Annotated in this window: 16 protein-coding genes; 10 read left to right on the top strand and 6 right to left on the bottom strand. The window is 69.6% G+C overall.

Annotation, left to right across the window (positions count from 1 at the left end; translation table 11 throughout):
• Positions 1 to 205 precede the first annotated feature (205 nt).
• Both ACH4TV_RS36180 and ACH4TV_RS36175 read right to left on the bottom strand, forming a co-directional pair.
• Positions 206 to 1594: a M16 family metallopeptidase gene (locus tag ACH4TV_RS36180; RefSeq protein WP_398405516.1), complete on the bottom strand. Its 1389-nt coding sequence runs from the start codon at positions 1592 to 1594 to the stop codon at positions 206 to 208.
• The gene (locus tag ACH4TV_RS36175; RefSeq protein WP_398405514.1) at positions 1591 to 2946 is read right to left on the bottom strand and encodes a M16 family metallopeptidase; all 1356 of its coding nucleotides are present in this window, start codon (positions 2944 to 2946) and stop codon (positions 1591 to 1593) included. The genes ACH4TV_RS36180 and ACH4TV_RS36175 overlap by 4 nt, the downstream gene beginning before the upstream one ends.
• A gap of 319 nt (positions 2947 to 3265) precedes the next feature.
• On the opposite strand from ACH4TV_RS36175, the gene ACH4TV_RS36170 reads away from it, so the two are divergent.
• On the top strand, positions 3266 to 5722 hold the full coding sequence (locus ACH4TV_RS36170; RefSeq protein ID WP_398405513.1) for a DNA topoisomerase (ATP-hydrolyzing) subunit A: 2457 nt from the start codon (positions 3266 to 3268) through the stop codon (positions 5720 to 5722).
• Between the two features lies 1 nt (position 5723).
• Here ACH4TV_RS36170 and ACH4TV_RS36165 read toward each other — a convergent pair whose 3' ends face one another.
• On the bottom strand, positions 5724 to 6794 hold the full coding sequence (locus ACH4TV_RS36165; protein ID WP_398405512.1) for a CobW family GTP-binding protein: 1071 nt from the start codon (positions 6792 to 6794) through the stop codon (positions 5724 to 5726).
• Positions 6795 to 7136: 342 nt separating this feature from the next.
• On the opposite strand from ACH4TV_RS36165, the gene ACH4TV_RS36160 reads away from it, so the two are divergent.
• From ACH4TV_RS36160 to ACH4TV_RS36145, 4 genes are all read left to right on the top strand, one after another.
• The gene (locus ACH4TV_RS36160; RefSeq protein ID WP_398405511.1) at positions 7137 to 7667 is read left to right on the top strand and encodes a DUF6082 family protein; all 531 of its coding nucleotides are present in this window, start codon (positions 7137 to 7139) and stop codon (positions 7665 to 7667) included.
• A 92-nt stretch (positions 7668 to 7759) separates the two neighbouring features.
• Complete coding sequence (locus ACH4TV_RS36155) at positions 7760 to 7990, top strand: MafI family immunity protein (RefSeq protein ID WP_398405510.1); 231 nt, start codon at positions 7760 to 7762, stop codon at positions 7988 to 7990.
• 171 nt (positions 7991 to 8161) lie between these two features.
• Positions 8162 to 8644, top strand: coding sequence for a transposase (locus tag ACH4TV_RS36150; RefSeq protein WP_398405509.1), 483 nt, complete (start codon positions 8162 to 8164; stop codon positions 8642 to 8644).
• Between the two features lie 62 nt (positions 8645 to 8706).
• Positions 8707 to 8943 carry a hypothetical protein gene (locus ACH4TV_RS36145; protein WP_398405508.1) on the top strand — a complete coding sequence of 79 codons (237 nt, stop codon included), beginning with the start codon at positions 8707 to 8709 and terminating at the stop codon, positions 8941 to 8943.
• A 167-nt stretch (positions 8944 to 9110) separates the two neighbouring features.
• Here ACH4TV_RS36145 and ACH4TV_RS36140 read toward each other — a convergent pair whose 3' ends face one another.
• Positions 9111 to 10286 (bottom strand): citrate synthase, encoded by a 1176-nt coding sequence (locus ACH4TV_RS36140; protein WP_398405506.1) that lies wholly within the window; start codon positions 10284 to 10286, stop codon positions 9111 to 9113.
• A gap of 98 nt (positions 10287 to 10384) precedes the next feature.
• On the opposite strand from ACH4TV_RS36140, the gene ACH4TV_RS36135 reads away from it, so the two are divergent.
• The 5 genes from ACH4TV_RS36135 to ACH4TV_RS36115 all read left to right on the top strand — a co-directional run bounded on the left by ACH4TV_RS36135 (position 10385) and on the right by ACH4TV_RS36115 (position 16339).
• Positions 10385 to 11641 carry a citrate synthase family protein gene (locus ACH4TV_RS36135; protein ID WP_398405505.1) on the top strand — a complete coding sequence of 419 codons (1257 nt, stop codon included), beginning with the start codon at positions 10385 to 10387 and terminating at the stop codon, positions 11639 to 11641.
• A 73-nt stretch (positions 11642 to 11714) separates the two neighbouring features.
• On the top strand, positions 11715 to 12653 hold the full coding sequence (locus tag ACH4TV_RS36130) for a sucrase ferredoxin (protein ID WP_398405504.1): 939 nt from the start codon (positions 11715 to 11717) through the stop codon (positions 12651 to 12653).
• A gap of 180 nt (positions 12654 to 12833) precedes the next feature.
• On the top strand, positions 12834 to 14573 hold the full coding sequence (locus tag ACH4TV_RS36125; RefSeq protein WP_398405503.1) for an ATP-binding protein: 1740 nt from the start codon (positions 12834 to 12836) through the stop codon (positions 14571 to 14573).
• A complete protein-coding gene (locus ACH4TV_RS36120; RefSeq protein ID WP_398405502.1) occupies positions 14570 to 15250 on the top strand; it encodes a response regulator in 681 nt (226 codons plus the stop codon). The genes ACH4TV_RS36125 and ACH4TV_RS36120 overlap by 4 nt, the downstream gene beginning before the upstream one ends.
• Positions 15251 to 15646: 396 nt before the next feature.
• Complete coding sequence (locus ACH4TV_RS36115) at positions 15647 to 16339, top strand: response regulator (protein WP_398405501.1); 693 nt, start codon at positions 15647 to 15649, stop codon at positions 16337 to 16339.
• Positions 16340 to 16380: 41 nt separating this feature from the next.
• Here ACH4TV_RS36115 and ACH4TV_RS36110 read toward each other — a convergent pair whose 3' ends face one another.
• Positions 16381 to 17973, bottom strand: a complete 1593-nt coding sequence (locus ACH4TV_RS36110; RefSeq protein WP_398405500.1) for a cation acetate symporter — start codon at positions 17971 to 17973, stop codon at positions 16381 to 16383.
• On the bottom strand, positions 17970 to 18536 hold the full coding sequence (locus ACH4TV_RS36105) for a DUF485 domain-containing protein (protein ID WP_398405499.1): 567 nt from the start codon (positions 18534 to 18536) through the stop codon (positions 17970 to 17972). The genes ACH4TV_RS36110 and ACH4TV_RS36105 overlap by 4 nt, the downstream gene beginning before the upstream one ends.
• Positions 18537 to 18546 lie beyond the last annotated feature (10 nt).

Below are 18546 nucleotides of genomic sequence, written 5' to 3'. Positions count from 1 at the left end.
CTGCGGCGCAGTGCCTTACGGACAGACGGACAGACGCTAAGCGGGACCTCTTTCAATCGACAAACGGATCACGGGTTTTGTCGCGCATGCCACAGTGCAGACCATCAACCTCTCCATCAATACGGGCAACTTGCTCATCAATATGGACAAAGAGGGGCCCCGTGACGCTTCCGTCACCGGGCCCCTGTCGTTTACGCCGGTACCGCTACTCGGCGGATACGACGCTCACTTCGCCGATACCGAGGGCCCGGACGGGCTCCTCGATCGTCGCCGCGTCCCCGACGAGGACCGTCACCAGCCGGTCCACCGGGAAGGCGTTCACGGCCGCCGCGGTGGCCTCCACGGTGCCGGTCGCGGCGAGCTGCCGGTACAGCGTCGCCTGGTAGTCGTCGGGCAGGTGCTGCTCGACCTGGTCGGCCAGGGTGCTCGCGACGGCCGCCGCGGTCTCGTACTTGAGCGGGGCCACCCCCACCAGGTTCTGCACCGCGACATCGCGCTCCGCGTCGGTGAGTCCCTCGGCGGCGAGCGTGCGCAGCACCTTCCAGAGGTCGTCCAGGGCAGGGCCGGTGTTCGGGGTGTCGAAAGAGCCGCTGATGGCGAGCATCGAGGCGCCCGACCCGTCCGGAGCCGAGCGCAGTACCTGGCCGAACGCCCGTACACCGTAGGTGTAGCCCTTTTCCTCGCGCAGGACGCGGTCCAGGCGGGAGGTGAGGGTGCCGCCGAGGCAGTACGTGCCGAGGACCTGGGCGGCCCAGACACGGTCGTGCCGGTCGGCGCCGACGCGGCCGATGAGCAGCTGGGTCTGCACGGCGCCCGGGCGGTCCACGATGACGACCCGGCCGGTGTCGTCGGCGGTCACCGGCGGCACGGGCCGCGGTTCGGCCGTCGAGCCGGTCCAGGCCCCCAGGGTCTCCCCGAGCAGCGCGTCCAGGTCGATACCGGTGAGGTCACCGACGACCACGGCGGTGGCCGTGGCGGGGCGGACGTGCCTGTCGTAGAAGGCGCGTACGGCCACGGAGTCGATCTTCGCGACCGTCTCCTCGGTGCCCTGGCGCGGGCGTGACATGCGCGCGGCCGCCGGGAACAGCTCCTTGTAGAGCTCCTTGGCGGAACGGCGGGAGGGGTTGGCCATCTCGTGCGGGATCTCGTCGAGCCGGTTGCGCACCAGTCGCTCGACCTCGCTGTCCGCGAACGCGGGAGCCCTGAGGGCGTCGGCCAGCAGACCGAGCGCCTTGGGGAGCCGGGACACGGGGACTTCGAGGCTGAGGCGCACGCCGGGGTGGTCGGCGTGCGCGTCGAGGGTGGCGCCGCAGCGCTCCAGTTCGGCGGCGAACTCCTCCGCGGAGTGCTTGTCGGTGCCTTCGGAGAAGGCCCGGGCCATGATCGTGGCCACCCCGTCGATACCGGCCGGCTCGGCCTCCAGGGGGGCGTCGACGAGCACCTCGACGGCCACGACCTGCTGGCCGGGGCGGTGGCAGCGCAGGACGGTCAGGCCGTTGCCGAGCGTGCCGCGCTCGGGCGCCGGGAAGGCCCAGGGCCTGGCTTCGCCCGCCTGCGGCTGGGGGTGGAACTCCATCGTGGCGAGCCCGGTCACTTGCCAGCCTCCTCGTCGGTGTCGGTGGCAGTGTTCTCGTCGGTGTCGGCGGTCAGGGGCTCGTAGACGAGCACCGCGCGGTTGTCGGGGCGCAGCCGGGCCTTGGCGGCCTGCTGGACCTCCTCAGCCGTGATGTCGAGCACGCGTTGTACGGCGGTCAGGGCGAGCTGCGGGTCGCCGAACAGCACCGCGAAACGGCACAGTTCGTCGGCGCGGCCCGCGACCGTGCCGAGCCGGTCCAGCCACTCGCGCTCCAACTGGGCCTGGGCGCGCTCCATTTCCTCGTCCGTGGGGCCCTCCGCGGCGAACCGGGCGAGCTCCTCGTCGACGGCCGCCTCGATGACCGGCACCTCGACGTCGCCGGAGGTCTTCACGTCCAGCCACCCCAGGGAGGGCGCTCCGGCCAGCCGCAGCAGGCCGAACCCGGCCGCCACCGCCGTACGGTCCCGCCGTACGAGCCGGTTGTAGAGGCGGGAGGACTCGCCGCCGCCGAGGACGGTGAGCGCCAGGTCTGCCGCGTCGCACGCACGCGTGCCGTCCTCGGGAAGCCGGTAGGCAGCCATCAACGCGCGCGCGGGGACCTCTTCCACGACGACCTCGCGCAGTTCCTCGCCGATGACGTCGGGGAGGGCGCCGGAGCGCGGCGCGGGCTTGCCGTCGTGCCCGGCGATCGATCCGAAGTACTTCTCGACCCAGGCGAGCGTCTCCTCGGGGTCGATGTCACCGACGACCGACAGGACCGCGTTGTTGGGCGCGTAGTACGTACGGAAGAACGCTCGCGCGTCCTCCAGGGTCGCAGCGTCCAGGTCCGCCATCGAGCCGATCGGCGTGTGGTGGTACGGGTGGCCCTCCGGGTAGGCGAGGGCGGTCAGCTTCTCGAACGCCGTCCCGTAGGGGACGTTGTCGTAACGCTGCCTGCGCTCGTTCTTGACGACGTCCCGCTGGTTCTCCATGGACTCGTCGTCGAGGGCCGCGAGCAGCGAGCCCATGCGGTCGGCCTCCAGCCAGAGGGCGAGCTCCAGCTGGTGGGTGGGCATGGTCTCGAAGTAGTTGGTGCGTTCGAAGCTGGTGGTGCCGTTGAGCGAGCCGCCCGCGCCCTGGACCAGTTCGAAGTGGCCGTTGCCCTTCACCTGGCCCGAGCCCTGGAACATCAGGTGCTCGAAGAGGTGAGCCAGGCCGGTACGGCCCTTGACCTCGTGGCGCGACCCGACGTCGTACCAGAGGCACACCGCCGCGACCGGGGTGAGGTGGTCCTCGGAGAGCACCACGCGCAGCCCGTTGGCGAGGCGGTGCTCGGTCGCTGTCAGGCCGCCGGAGCCTGCCTCGGCTGTGGCCGTGTGACCCATGGGCATGTACGTCCCTTCGATCGCGGGTGCGGTTGTTGCAACCGCTGAATTCCTGCCGGTCCTGCCACTGTATGCAAGCGTGTGGAGTGCTGGCGAAGTTCCCGGAGGTCGTACGCCGACAGCGAGATTCCCCGGCCCGCAGGCGGTACGTTTCAGCACCGTCGTCCACAGCCCAACACCGCCGCAGGGACGGGCCTTGGTCCACGTTGTCAGTGCGGCAGTCCACAATGGTCCGCGTCAGATCCCGTTCACGTCTCGGCAAGAGTGAGCCTCAGGGCAGACGCCCCGCAGGCGAACGACCAGGAAACAGAAGGAGCCGGCAGCGATGGCCCGCCGCAGCACGAAGACCCCGCCGCCCGATGACTTCGAGGAGCGGATCCTCGACATCGACGTCGTCGACGAGATGCAGGGCTCCTTCCTCGAGTACGCGTACTCGGTCATCTACTCCCGAGCCCTGCCCGACGCCCGCGACGGCCTCAAACCCGTACACCGGCGCATCGTCTACCAGATGAACGAGATGGGCCTGCGCCCCGACCGCGGCTATGTGAAGTGCGCCCGCGTCGTCGGCGAGGTCATGGGTAAGCTGCACCCGCACGGCGACTCGTCGATCTACGACGCACTGGTGCGTCTGGCCCAGCCGTTCTCCATGCGCGTGCCGCTGGTCGACGGTCACGGCAACTTCGGTTCCCTCGGCAACGACGACCCGCCGGCCGCCATGCGGTACACCGAGAGCCGGATGGCCGACGCGGCGTCCCTGATGACGGAGTCCATCGACGAGGACACGGTCGACTTCGCCCCCAACTACGACGGTCAGGAACAGGAACCGGTGGCGCTGCCCGCCGCCTTCCCGAACCTGCTGGTGAACGGCGCGTCGGGCATCGCCGTGGGTATGGCCACGAACATGCCGCCGCACAACCTCGGCGAGGTCATCTCGGCCGCCCGGCACCTGATCCGCTTCCCGAACGCGGACCTCGACACCCTCATGCGGCACATCCCCGGTCCCGACCTGCCCACCGGCGGCCGGATCGTGGGCCTCGCCGGGATCAGGGACGCGTACGAGTCCGGCCGCGGCACGTTCAAGATCCGCGCCACGGTGTCGGTGGAGAACGTGACGGCGCGCCGCATGGGCCTGGTCGTCACCGAACTGCCCTTCACCGTCGGCCCGGAGAAGGTGATCGCCAAGATCAAGGACCTGGTCGGCGCGAAGAAGCTCCAGGGCATCGCCGACGTCAAGGACCTCACCGACCGCAGCCACGGCCTGCGCCTCGTCATCGAGATCAAGAACGGCTTCGTACCGGAGGCCGTCCTGGAACAGCTCTACAAGCTGACGCCGATGGAGGAGTCCTTCGGCATCAACAACGTGGCACTGGTGGACGGCCAGCCCCTCACCCTGGGCCTCAAGGAACTCCTTGAGGTCTATCTCGACCACCGCTTCAACGTCGTACGCCGGCGCTCGGAGTTCCGCCGCAGCAAGCGCCGCGACCGGTTGCACCTGGTCGAGGGCCTGCTCACCGCGCTGGTGGACATCGACGAGGTCATCCGGCTGATCCGCTCCAGCGACAACTCCGCGCAGGCGAAGGAACGCCTGATGGAGCGTTTCTCCCTCTCGGAGATCCAGACGCAGTACATCCTGGACACCCCGCTGCGCCGGCTGACCCGGTTCGACCGCATCGAGCTGGAGTCCGAGAAGGACCGGCTGGCCGCGGAGATCGCGGAGCTGACCCGGATCCTGGAGTCGGACGCGGAGCTCCGCAAGCTGGTCTCGACCGAACTGGCCGCGGTGGCCAAAAAGTTCGGCACCGAGCGGCGTACGGTCCTGCTGGAGTCGGCCGGCGCCGCACCCGTCGGCGCGGTCCCGCTCCAGGTGGCCGACGACCCGTGCCGGGTCCTGCTGTCCTCGACGGGCCTGCTGGCGCGTACGGCGAACGGCGAGCCGTTCCCGGAGGACGAGGACGCCAGGCGCGCGAAGCACGATCTGATCGTCTCGGCGGTCCCGGCGACTGCGCGCGGCGAGGTGGGCGCGGTGACATCGTCCGGCCGTCTGCTGCGTATCAACGTCATCGACCTCCCCCAGCTCCCCGACACGATGGCGGCGCCCAACCTCTCGGGCGGCGCCCCGCTGTCGGAGTTCCTCTCTCTGGAGGACGGCGAGACGGTGGTCTGCCTGACGACGCTCGACGAGTCGTCCCCGGGCCTCGCGCTCGGCACGGAACAGGGCGTCGTCAAACGGGTGGTCCCCGACTATCCCTCCAACAAGGAGGAGCTGGAGGTCATCACGCTCAAGGACGGCGACCGGATCGTCGGCGCCGTCGAGCTGCGCACCGGCGAGGAGGACCTGGTCTTCATCACGGACGATGCCCAGCTGCTGCGCTTCCAGGCCGCCCATGTCCGTCCCCAGGGCCGCCCGGCCGGCGGTATGGCCGGCATCAAGCTCGTGGACGGCGCCAAGGTGATCTCGTTCACGGCGGTGGACCCGGCGGTGGACGCGGTCGTCTTCACGGTCGCGGGCTCGCGGGGCACGCTGGACGACTCCGTGCAGACGACGGCGAAGCTGACCCCGTTCGACCAGTATCCGCGCAAGGGCCGCGCCACCGGCGGTGTCCGCTGTCAGCGGTTCCTGAAGGGCGAGGACTGTCTGTCCCTGGCCTGGGCGGGCCCGGTACCGGCGCGTGCGTCCCAGAAGAACGGCACACCGGCGGAACTCCCGGAGATGGACCCGCGCCGCGACGGCTCGGGCGTGTCCCTGCCGAAGACGGTGGGCGTGGTGACGGGCCCGGCGTAGGTCAGTTCACCCCTTCGGAGCCGTCCGGATTCCGTTCCGGTACGTATCTCAGGACGCCCCACATGCTGTGCTCATCGGCGTGTGGGGCGTCGTCCGTGCAGGCCTCCAGCGCCTTGCCGAGGGCGGGCAGATCGATGCCGGACCCGATCAGGACGAGTCGGCTGAGCCGGTCCTCGCCGTCGGCCCAGGGCTCGGGACAGAACCGCAGGAACCGCCCGACGGCATGCACGGCGTACCGGTTGCCCCGGTCGTGCGGGCCGAAGTCGACGTACCCCTTGATGCGGTAGAGCCCTTCGGGCCGGCTGTCGAGGAACTCCATCAGCCTGCGCGGATGGAGAGGCGTCGAAGAAGTGAAGGAGAGACTGTCGTAGGCGGCGTGCAGATGCCCGGAGCGGTCGCCCTCCCCGTGATCGTGCAGGTCGTCGAAGGACAGCTGCCCGATACGCTCCTGGGTCGGCCGGCAGTCGAAGAGGAACTCGGGGTCGACGCGCCCGTAGTCGGCGGCGACGACAGCGGCACGGTCGACCAGCCCGCGGACGATCCCCAGAACCCGCTCACCGCCGTCGGCGACCCGGCCGACCTTGTTGACGACGACGAGATCGGCGAGGGCCAGATGCCGGTCGACCTCAGGATGCTTGACCCGCGTGTCGTCGAACTCGACGGCGTCGACAACCTCGACGAGCCCTCCGTACACAACCCGGGGATTCTCACTGGCGAGCACCATCCGCATGAGTTCCTGCGGCTCGGCGAGCCCACTGGCCTCGATGACGATGACGTCGATCCCGGTCGAGGGTTGAGCGAGTCGATCAAGATAGACATCAAGTTCGCTCGCATCAACAGCGCAGCACAGGCACCCGTTCCCCAGCGAGACGGTGGAGTCCCCCAGCGCCCCCGCGACGGCCATGGCGTCGATCTCGATGGCCCCGAAGTCGTTGACGACGGCGCCGATACGGCTGCCACCGCTGCGGTGGAGGAGATGGTTGAGGAGGGTGGTCTTGCCCGAGCCGAGAAAGCCGGCGAGGACGATGACAGGGATCTGCCGAGGGGTGGGACTCGGACTCGGCTGACTCAACTCTGCGACCTCTCTCACGCCGACGCGCACACCGGCTCACGGCCGCGCGCACGTACGAAGAATGAATGCTGCCCCAGGATACGAGCCGGAAGAATCGCCGCTGAGTAAACGATTGTTAGCAGCTTCTGCGGGGCACACGTTGGGCATGGCGCCGGAGTGTGCGACCCTCGCTTCCTTCCGTGCGCCTCCTCTCCGCCTCCCCCGCCGATCAGCGCCGCTCGGCACTCTGGAGGCGGCAAGCGCCGCCCATCGCTCGCTGGTCCCCCACCGTCGACCCGCACTCCGACGACCGGCGGACGGCCGCCTGATTCGGGGGTTGACATGGCTACAGGGAAGCACTCCGTGGGGAGGCTGGGCTCCACCGCGCTCACCCTCCTGCTCGCCGCCGCCTCGGTGACGCTGGCAGCACGACAGCGGCGCCTGGAGGAGGCACGTTTGCATGAGCGGCGCCTGGAGCTCGAGGAGTTGGCGATCCGGCGTACGGCTCTGGCGCACCAGCAGCGCATGCAGTGGGAGTTGCTGGCCAGGGCGATCGACGATCCGTCCCTCGCCGCGGTGATCGATACCTATGACAAGAGCATCCCGGTGGAGAAGCGTCGCCAGTTCTTCTACGCCAACGCCTGGTATGTCCACCTCTATCACCTCTACCGGGCAGGGATTCTGGATCGTGAGGAGTTGTACAGGCATCTGCGGGAGTTCTTCCAAAGCCCGCTGTTCCGCGAATACTGGGATGCGTCCAAGGCCCAGCGCGCATCCTTGAACGAATCCTCCGACGAGGCCCGGATCGGGCAGATGGTCGACAGCCTCGTCATGGATCTGGACGATGCGGACACGGACGAGTGGTGGGTGGTGGGCGTCCCGCCGACCGACTGACGGCTGCCTGCGCCGACGAAAGGGTGTTTGGGTCATAGATCCGCTCAGTACTGGTCCGGGGGCAGTTCGTGAGTCTGTCGTATCGAGCGCGGGTGACTGCACTCCTCGAGGACTCGCCTCTCACGTCGGAGGCTGTCATCACAGATGTGCGCCATCTGCTCTCGCACGGTGAGGAGGCATTGGCGTTCGACACCATGTGCTCGTGGATCTATGAGGACGCCCTGCCCATCACTCGCCAGTACCACGCTCGACTGGTGGCAATAGCTGACGAGATGAGCACCCGGAGGTCCGTTCAGCGCCTTGACGAGCTTCTGGTCGACTGATGTCCGCCCCTTGCTGACCTTGCCAGGAGATGATCTTCCGGGGGCTGGTGTGATCACGGCGTCGGAGCCCTCCTGGATAACCCCGTTCACCGCGCCAAGGCCGCGCGGTTTCGGGAAGTTGGTGACCTCGCTACGCCGTGGGGGTACGGATCCCGTGCGGCGGGGCCGCCCGTGGGGGCGCCGGAGGACCGGGTGCTATGGGAACCCACGTACCGGCGAACGATCCTGACGTTGCGCCAGCTCGCCCCGCTCTTCGGTATTTTCGAAGAACTACCGTTACTCCACCAACCACCAAGTCGTCATCGACGCGGACACTCGCCTGGTCGTCGTGGTCGGCGAGCCCTTGCCCGGCAGGACAACCGCTTACGCAAACAAGTCCGCGCCCGCGTCGAGCACGTCTTCGGCCGCATGAAGACCTGGAAGATCCTCCACGATTGCCGCCTCAAGTGGGACGGGGTCCACCACGCCATCCTCGACATCACCCGCCCGCACCACCTCAACCTCGCCGGACAGACGGCAGGTTCCGGCGGCAGCCGACCGCACCACGACCACGTTAAAGATCATTTAGGGGACAGCCCTGAGCCAGTCAACCCTTCAGAGACAAGGACCACGACTGAGGGACTCTTCGACCATGCCGCCACGCAAGCCCCATGAGCACCAGTAGCCTGCTGCCCACCACTATGCCCAGACCTTTTGTTTCGTAAGGACCGAATTCCTTGAAGATCGTGCGCCGCATCGGTGTGCCCCCGAGCGCCCGAGGCAGTAACTCAGGAGCCACCTGCCCGGACGTGTTCGAACTAAGTGACGGCAACTTCGCCGTCATCGGCACCGAGGCCACCGAGGCGCTGGACGGCGAACTGCCCGCAGACGCCGCTCGTGCCGACTACGAACGCATCGTCGTCGTGAGCCGGGAGACCTTGATCCGCGCCAAGGCGGACATCCCCGACGCCTGATATCACCGCACGAGCACGCGTTCACCCGAGACGCGTCCGTCACTCGCCCTGCCTCACTTCACCGTCGAGCGATCAGGGCACTAGACGACGAGCAGCCCGGCACCCCGTCCCTGTTCGATCGACCCCGATGAGGCCTGGCGCCAGAACGGCACCAGGCCACACGTGTGTCAGACCATCGTCGGCACCGCCGCCGGCGCCCCGGGCCCCATATATCGGGCCACCGGACGAATGATCTTCGAATCCTCCGCCTGCTCCAGGATGTTGGCGCTCCAGCCCACCACCCGCGCCGCCGCGAACGTCGGCGTGAACATCTCGCGCGGCAGACCGCACAGCTCCATGACCACCCCCGCGTAGAACTCGACGTTCGTGTGCAGCTCGCGGCCCGGCTTCAGTTCGGCCAGGATCGCCTCCACTCGTCGCTCGACCTCGACCGCCAGGTCGACCAGTGGGCCGCCGAACTGCTCGGCGATGCCCCGGAGCATGCGGGAGCGGGGATCCTCGGTGCGGTAGACCGGGTGACCGAAGCCCATGATGCGGTCGCCTGCGAGAACGCGCTCACGGATCCAGGTGTCGATACGGTCCGCCGTACCGATCGCGTCCAGGGTGTCCAGCGCTCGGCTCGGGGCGCCGCCGTGAAGGGGACCCGACAGGGCGCCCACCGCTCCCACCAAGCCGGCCGCCACGTCCGCCCCAGTCGACGCGATGACTCGGGCCGTGAATGTTGATGCATTGAATCCGTGATCAATGGTTGAGATCAAGTACTGCTCGATCGCCCTGGCGCGCAGCGGGTCCGGCTCCGACCCCGTCAGCATGTACAGGTAGTTGGCCGCATACGGGAGATCGTCCCGCGGCTCCACCGGGTCGAGCCCCCGGCCGAGCCGATACAGCGCCGTCAGCACGGTCGGTACGGCCGCCGAGGCGACCAGCGCGTCCCCACGCCGCTGCTCCGCGTCGATGTCGTACACCGGACGGAAGCCCTTCGCCGCTCCGAGCAGCGACAGCGCCGTACGCATCCCGGCCAGCGGTCCGGACCGGCCGCTCGCCGCCGCGATCGCGGGCAGCGCCACCCGTACCTCCTCGGGCAGCCGCCGCAGCGCCGCGGTCTCGGCGGTGAAGAGGGCGAGACGGCCCGCGTCCGGCAGGTCTCCGTGGACCAGGAGATGCCAGACGTCCTCGAACCCGCGGGTCTGCGCGAGTTCGACGGCGGAGTACTGGCGGTAGTGGTAAAAGCCCTCGCGTCCCCTGACGTCACCAATTCGGGTGTCGGTGACGACGACGCCCGCGAGTCCTCGCGGTACGTCGACAACGGTGGTTGCGGCTGCAGCGGCCCGGTCGATCGGCATGTGTCCTCCCTGAACTTGATTTGACTGTCCATGATTGACTTAAATCGTGTCAATATTGATTGAATCAATATGCAGTCCATGCGGATACGGTGACCACCATGCGCGATCAAGAACCCGGCCCCGACCACACCGGCCGACGACTGAGCACCAAGGAGACCGCCGAGCTGCTCGGCGTGAAGCCCGAGACCGTGTACGCGTACGTGAGCCGCGGTCAGCTCAGCAGCCGGCGCGATCCCGGTGGCCGAGGCAGCACCTTCGACGCCAAGGAGGTGGAGGCACTCGCCCGCCGCAACAAGCGGGAATACGGTGGGAGTTCGGGTTCCGGTGGTGAGCTGTCCGTGCGGACCCGACTCACTCTGATCGACAAGGACCGGTACTACTTCCGGGGCGTCGACGCCACCGAGCTGGCCACGCGGCACTCCTACGAGGAGGTGGCCGAGTTTCTGTGGACCGGCACCCTGCGCCCCGGGGCCACCTTCACCGCGCCCAAGGCCTCCGTCGCCGCCGCCCGCCGCTGCGTCAACGCGCTGCCGGAGCACGGCGGGCCGATCGACCGGCTCCGCGTCGCCGCGGTCGCCGCCGCGGCGGCCGATCCACTCCGCTTCGACCTCTCCGAGGACGCCGTCCTGGGCACGGCGCGCACCCTCATCCCCACCCTCGTCGCCGCCCTGCCGACACGCTCGTCCAGTCACCGCGACGAGGGCCCGCTGGCCCACCGCCTCTGGGCCCGGCTCAGCACCCGGATCGCCGACGAGGCGTCACTGCGCGCCCTGGACACGGCACTCGGCCTCCTCGTCGACCACGACCTGGCCGCCTCGACCCTCGCCGTACGCGTCGCCGCGTCCGCCCGCACGCACCCCTACGCCGCCGTCTCCGCCGGCCTCGGCGTCCTCGAAGGCCCCCTGCACGGCGCTGCCAGCGGCCTGGCGCACAGGATGCTCAGCGACGTGCTCGACGAGGGCGACGCGGCACCCGTGGTCGCGGACGAGCTGCGCGCGGGCCGCCGCGTCCCCGGGCTCGGCCACCGGGTCTACCCCGGCGAGGATCCACGCGCGCGTGCTCTCTTCGCACTCCTTGAGGAGATGCCCCAGGCCGCGCCCGCCCTCGCCGCTGCCCGCGACGTCGTGACCACCGCCGCCCGTCACACACCACTGCACGCCAACGTGGACCTGGCCCTGGCCGTGTTCACCGTCGCCTGCGGCATGGGGGCGTCGGCAGGCGAGACGATCTTCGCCGTCGCCCGTACCGCGGGCTGGATCGCCCACGCCCTGGAGGAGTACGGCGAGCGCCCGCTACGGATGCGCCCGTCCGGAACGTACGTGGGCGAGCCCCCGCCGCAGCCTCTCCCCGAGTAGCCCGGCAAGCCGGAACCACTCGTTCCGCGCGGTCGGAAGTCGTACCGCCGCAAGTCAGGTTAGGCTCACCTCTGTGAGTAGGTGCGCGACCGTCTCCCGGGACCTCGACGAGCCCATCGCGGGAACCGCGGCGACTGCGAGAACGTGGCTGCTGCTGGAGCAGTCCGGCCCGTGGGGTGCCCAGGCGCTCACCATGAGCCACCTGGACCCCGCACTCGGCCGCGCCCTGGAGAAGGCCGCGGAGGGCACCGGCGTACGGATCGCGCTGATCCGCCGCCCCGGCCGCCACGCGGACTTCGGAACGCCCGCGGTACGGCAGGTCTACGCGGCCCACACCACCCCCGGAAACGTCTGGCTGCACAGCGCCACGACCCGCGCCCCCGAACAGTTGCTCAACCTCGACTTCGCCGCGCTCGGCAGGGGCGCCCCGCACACCTTCGACACCGCGCTCCACGGGCGGCCCCACACCGGCGATCCCCTCGCGCTCGTCTGCACCAACGGCAAACGCGACCGCTGCTGCGCGCTGCTCGGCCGCCCGCTCGCCGCCGAACTCGCCGCTTCCGGGGTCGAGGGCGCCTGGGAGGTCACGCACCTCGGCGGCCACCGCTTCTCACCGACGCTGCTGGTCCTGCCGTACGGATACGCGTACGGCCGCGCCCAGGCCCCGCACGTCAAGGAGATCCTCCAGAGCGTGCGCGAAGGCCGTGTCGTCGTGGAGGGCTGCCGCGGCTGTTCCGCCTGGGAGCGGCCTGCACAGGCCGCGGAACTGGCCGTCCGCTCGGCAGCTGGCGAGTACGCGACAGACGCGCTGAGCGTCGTCCGGACGGACGGCTCGGCACCGCAATGGGAGGTCACCGTCGCCCACACGGACGGGCGCCGGTGGAGCGTCACGGTGACCCAGGGCGCCTGTCTGCCGCCCCGCCCGGAGAGCTGCGGATCGGCGCTGGGTTCGCCCGCGCGGATGGACGTGGTGGCGCTGCGCGAGTGGGAGTACACGACTCCGACGTGTTGACTTCGCGGCGGCGGAAAGCCCCTGACCTGTACTCCGTACAGAGGGGTCGCCCGATGGCCGGCGCCCGGCACCCCGTACAGCCCGAATCCACCTGTCGAGCACCCCGTACACCCATTGATCAAGGGATCCACGTCACACCCCACTACGGCAGGGCCCGCTCGTCCCCGTACCGTCATGGGTATGAGCCCCACTCCCCCCGTACGCCGCCTGCGCCTCGGCCTGCCGCGGCGGATGTTCTCGCAGGTGCTGCTGATGCAGGTGGCGATCGCCGCGGGCGTCGCGGTGCTCGCGACCGGGCTGTTCCTCGCGCCGCTCAGTGATCAGCTGGACGACCAGGCGATGCGCCGGGCGCTGGCCATCGCACAGACCACCGCGGCGCAGCCGCAGATCGCCGAGGATCTGCAGGAGAGCCGGCCGTCGGTCGACGGTCCGGTGCAGATCGAGACGGAGCGGATCCGGAAGGCCAGCGGGGCCGAGTACGTCGTGGTGATGGACATGCGGGGTGTGCGCTGGTCACACACCGATCCGAAGGAGATCGGTCGGATCGTCTCCACCGATCCCCACCAGGCCCTGGCGGGCCAGGACGTCATGGAGATCGACAGCGGCACCCTGGGCCGCTCGGCCCGCGGCAAGGTACCGCTGCGCGACACCGGCGGCAAGATCGTCGGGGCGGTCTCGGTCGGTATCGAGTACGACAGCGTGCGGGCCCGGCTGATCCACGCGATCCCGGGGCTGTTCGCATACGCCGGCGGAGCCATGGCCGTCGGCACCCTGGCCGCCTGGCTGATCTCCCGGAGGGTGCAGCGGCAGACCCGGGACCTGGCCTTCTCGGACATCGCGGCGCTGCTCGCGGAGCGCGAGGCCGTGCTGCACGGCATCCGGGAGGGTGTCGTCGCCCTGGACCGGGCGGGCCGTATCCGGCTCCTCAACGACGAGGCACAGCGCCTGCTGGGCATCGGTGAGGAGGCCGTCGGCCGTTCCCTGGACGAGGCACTCGGCGACGGACGGACGACCGACGTCCTGGCCGGCCGCGTAACCGGAACCGATCTGCTCACCGTGCGCGGCCAGCGTGTCCTGGTCGCCAACCGCATGCCCACCGACGACGGGGGCGCCGTGGCCACCCTGCGCGACCGCACCGAGCTGGAGCAGCTCGGCCGCGAACTCGACTCCACGCACGGTCTGCTCGACGCCCTGCGCGCCCAGGACCACGAGCACGCCAACCGCATGCACACCCTCTTGGGGCTGCTCGAACTGGAGATGTACGACGACGCCATGGAGTTCGTCGGCGAGGTGGTCGGCGATCAGCGGGCCACCGCGGAACAGGTCGCCGAGAAGATCCGCGATCCGCTGCTCGCCGCTCTGCTCGTGGGCAAGGCGACCGTGGCGGCGGAGCGCGGTGTCGCCCTGTGGGTCTCGGACCGGACGCTGCTCCCGGACCGGCTGATCGACCCCAGGGGACTGGTCACCGTTGTCGGCAACCTCGTCGACAACGCGCTGGACGCCGTCGCCGGCACGCCGCACGCGCGCGTGGAGGTCGAGTTGCACGCGGAGGGCCGCACCGCGGTCCTCAGGGTGCGGGACACGGGGCCCGGAATCCCGCCGGAACAGCGCGAGTTGGTCTTCACGGAAGGGTGGTCCACGAAGAAGCTCCCGGCGCACGGCAAGCGCGGTATCGGGCTGTCCCTGGTACACCGGCTCGCGGAGCGGCAAGGTGGCAGCGCGCGCGTGACCGAGGCCGAGGGCGGCGGTGCGGAGTTCATGGTCGTACTGCCGGAAGCTCTCGCGGAGCCGGACCTGGCGCCGGATCCGCGGCGCCGTCCCGTCCCGGAACCGGAGCACGCGCGCGTGCCGTTCACGGAACCGTCCCTGGAGGCAGCCGTCACCGGGACTGCCGCCCCCGCCGAGGAGGAGTCGGGATGATCGAGGTCCTGGTCGTGGACGACGACATCCGGGTGGCGCGCGTCAACGCCGCCTACGTGGAGAAGGTGCCCGGCTTCCACGTCGCGGGAGAGGCGCACAGCGCGGCCGAGGCACTGCTGCAGCTGGAGGCGCTGCCGCATCTCGACCTCGTCCTCATGGACCACTACCTGCCCGACGGCACGGGCCTCTCGGTCGTCCAGGAGATGCGCCGGCGCGGTCACGAGACCGACGTGATCATGGTGACGGCGGCCCGGGACGTCTCCACCGTGCAGGCGGCGATGCGGCAGGGGGCGCTGCAGTACCTGGTGAAACCGTTCGCCTTCGCGGGCCTGCGCTCCAAACTGGAGGCCTACGCGGAGCTCCGACGCACCCTCGACAGCGGCGGCGAGGCCGAACAGGCCGAGGTGGACCGGATCTTCGGCGCCCTGTCCTCAGGGCCCGAACCGGAGCTGCCCAAGGGGCACTCCCCGACCACCGCGGAGCTCGTACGCCGCGCCCTGGTCAACGCCGAAGGCCCCCTGTCGGCCCAGGAGGTCGCCGAACGGACGGGGGTGAGCCGTCAGACCGCCCAGCGCTATCTGAAGCTCCTGGAGCGCACGGGACGGGCCAGGCTGACCCTCAAGTACGGTGACGCGGGCCGCCCCGAACACCGTTACGTATGGGCGACCCGCACCTGAGAAGCGGGCGGACCCAACCGGCGGTCCGCGTCGGCTGGCGGGCTGCCTTCGCCACGAACTCCGTGCCGAAGGCCCTGCTCAAGTCGGTGCGGGCGTTTGAGATCCAGCCCCCGGCCCGGCCGTATGCTGGCCGCCCGACGGGGTTCTGAAGATTTTGCCCGCGCCCCGTAGTTCGATGGCCTGGCCGGTGGCCGACTCATGGGAGGGGACCATGTCTGCGCCCTTGCCGGGGGACCGTGGATGTGGCGCATGCCACAACATCGGTCTTCTGGGCGCAAGTTGTTCCCCCACTTGCAAGAGTCTGTTGTGCTCGTTCTGCGCGCGCTGCAACAGCGGAGCCGAACCACCGGTTCAACACACGGGCTTAACGCTCGTCGGCCTTGAGGGAGAGGCCCGATGATTGACGTCCTGGTAGTGGACGACGACTTCCGTGTCGCAGAGATCAACGCCAAGTACGTAGGAAAGGTCGCCGGCTTCAGAGTCGCCGCCCGTGCGCACAACGCCGCCCAGGCTCTGTCCGCCGTGCAGAGCGGCACCATCGACCTGGTCCTGCTCGACCATTACCTGCCCGACCAGACGGGCCTCGAACTCGTCCACCGCATGCGTGAACAGGGCCACTGCACCGACGTCATCATGATCACGGGTGCAAGCGACGTGGTGACCGTGCAGACCGCGATGCGGCTGGGCGCGGTCCACTACCTCGTCAAGCCGTTCACCTTCACCGCGCTGCGCACCCGCCTTGAGTCGTACGCCGCCCTGCGCCGCACTGTCGACCATGTCGGCGACCGGAATCACACCGGCCAGGAGCAGGTCGACCGGATCTTCGGCGCCCTGCACACCCCGCCCGCCCCCTCCTCCCCCGACCTTCCGAGCGGCCACTCGGAACCGACCACGGACCTCATCTGCGGCGTGCTCCACCGCGCCGGCCATCCGCTCTCGGCACACGAGGTGGCCGCCGAAACAGGCCTGAGCCGCTCCACCGCCCAGCGCTACCTCCGCCACCTGGAACAGGCAGGCCGCCTCCGGCTCACCCTCAAGTACGGCGACACAGGCCGCCCCGAACACCGCTACGCATGGGTAGCCCCCTGAGCGAGCCCCCCGCCTCACTTTCGCCGTCGGACAGACAGGCCCTACACGGCCCCCGCCCCCGTGAGCGATCGGACCTCGGTCTCCGCGTACTTGGCCTCGTCCGGGTCCTCGGACGAGGTGACCGTGCCGACCCAGCCGGCGAGGAATCCCAGCGGGATCGAGACGAGCCCGGGGTTCTGGAGCGGGAAGTACTGGAAGTCCATGCCCGGGAACAGTGATTCGGGGCTGCCCGACACCACGGGCGAGAGCAGCACGAGGATCACCGACGGAATCAGCCCCCCGTACACGGACCACACCGCGCCCCGGGTCGTGAAGCCGCCCCAGAACAGTGAGTAGAGCAGCACCGGCAGGTTCGCGGACGCCGCCACAGCAAAGGCGAGGCCCACCAGGAAGGCGACGTTGAGGTCACGTGCCAACAGGCCGAGGGCGATCGCGACCACGCCGATTCCGACCGCGGCCGTGCGTGCCACGGCAACCTCACTGCGCGGCTTGGCACGCGGGCGACGCAGCGACGCGTACAGATCGTGGGCCACGGATGCCGAGGACGCGAGCGTGATGCCGGCGACGACCGCGAGGATCGTTGCGAAGGCGATGGCGGCGACGATCGCGAACAGAACCGTTCCGCCTGTGGAGCCCGCGCCACCGCCCAGATCGAGCGCCAGCAGCGGGACCGCTGTGTTCCCGGCCGCGTTCGACCCGCGGACCGCCTCCGGTCCGACGATCGCTGCTGCACCGAAGCCGAGGACGATCGTCATCAGATAGAAGCCGCCGATGAGCCCGATCGACCAGACGACCGAACGGCGGGCGGCCCGAGCGGTCGGCACGGTGTAGAAACGGGAGAGGATGTGCGGCAGCCCGGCCGTACCCAGTACGAGTGCGAGCCCCAGGCTGATGAAGTCGAAGCGCGAGGTCCAGTCACCGCCGTACCTCAGCCCGGGCGCGAGAAACGCGTCACCGTGACCACTGCGCTCGGCCGCCGTGCGCAGCAGCTGATCGAAGTCGCCGTGGAAACGCACCAGCACCAGCACGGTCAGCGCGATCGCCCCGCCCATCAGCAGGACGGCCTTGACGATCTGAATCCAGGTAGTGGCCCTCATCCCTCCCAACGACACATAGATCACCATGAGCGCGCCGACCGCGATCACCGTCCAGGACTGCGCCGCCTCGCTCGTCCCGCCCAGCAGCAGCGCGACCAGACTGCCCGCCCCGACCATTTGCGCCACCAAATACAGAACGGACACGGTGACCGAGGAAGTTCCCGCCGCGATCCGCACCGGCCGCTCCCGCATCCGCGACGCGACGACATCGGCCAGCGTGAACCGCCCACAGTTGCGCACCAGTTCGGCGACCAGGAACAGCACGACGAGCCAGGCCACCAGGAAGCCGACCGAGTACAGCAGCCCGTCATAGCCGAAGAGCGCGATGAGTCCGGAGATGCCGAGGAACGAGGCGGCCGACATGTAGTCGCCCGCGATGGCAAAACCATTCTCCATCGGAGAGAAGAGCCGGCCGCCCGCGTAGAACTCCTCAGCCGAACCCTGTCGGTGCCGGCTCACCCAGGTGGTGATGGCCAGCGTGACGGCGACGAACGCGCTGAACAGCACCAGCGCCAGCATCTGATGGTCGCCTGTCATGATCCACCGCCTCGGAGGCCACGCGTCAGTTCCTGGGTGTCCCAGCGCAGATCGAGCGCGGCCCGGTCCCTGCGCAGCCGTGCGTGCCGTGCGTACGCCCAGGTGAACAGGAACGTCGTGAGGAACTGTCCGAGCCCCGCCACCATCGCCACGTTCACCGCACCCACCACGGGCCGGGCCATGAATCCGGGCGCCATGGTCGCGGTCACCACGTAGCCCACGTACCAGGAGAAGAAGATGGCGACACCGGGGATCACGAACCTCCGGTACCGGCCGCGCACCTCCTGGAAGGCCGCGCTGCGCTGCACCTCCAGATAGACGTCGGCCGCGCCGCCGCCCCGACTCCCCTGCGCCCGGCGTGCGGGCGGCACGACGGGCGCGGGCGCACCCGTGCCGTCCAACTCACCCCAGCCGGAGGCGAGTGCGTCGTACCAGGGGTCGTCGAACCGTGTGTCCCCGCTCACCCCCGCGTGGGTGGGGACAGCTTCGCGACCTTCGTGGCTCTCGGCCGAACTCTCAGGACCGCCTCCGCGTCTGCGGGGACGACCGGTGCTTGACTGCATGCCCAAGGAT

The organism is Streptomyces sp. NPDC020898, from assembly GCF_044333925.1.
GTDB lineage: Bacteria > Actinomycetota > Actinomycetes > Streptomycetales > Streptomycetaceae > Streptomyces.
The sequence above is the reverse complement of the archived record's forward strand: the minus strand, read 5'-3'. Positions and strand labels throughout refer to the sequence as shown.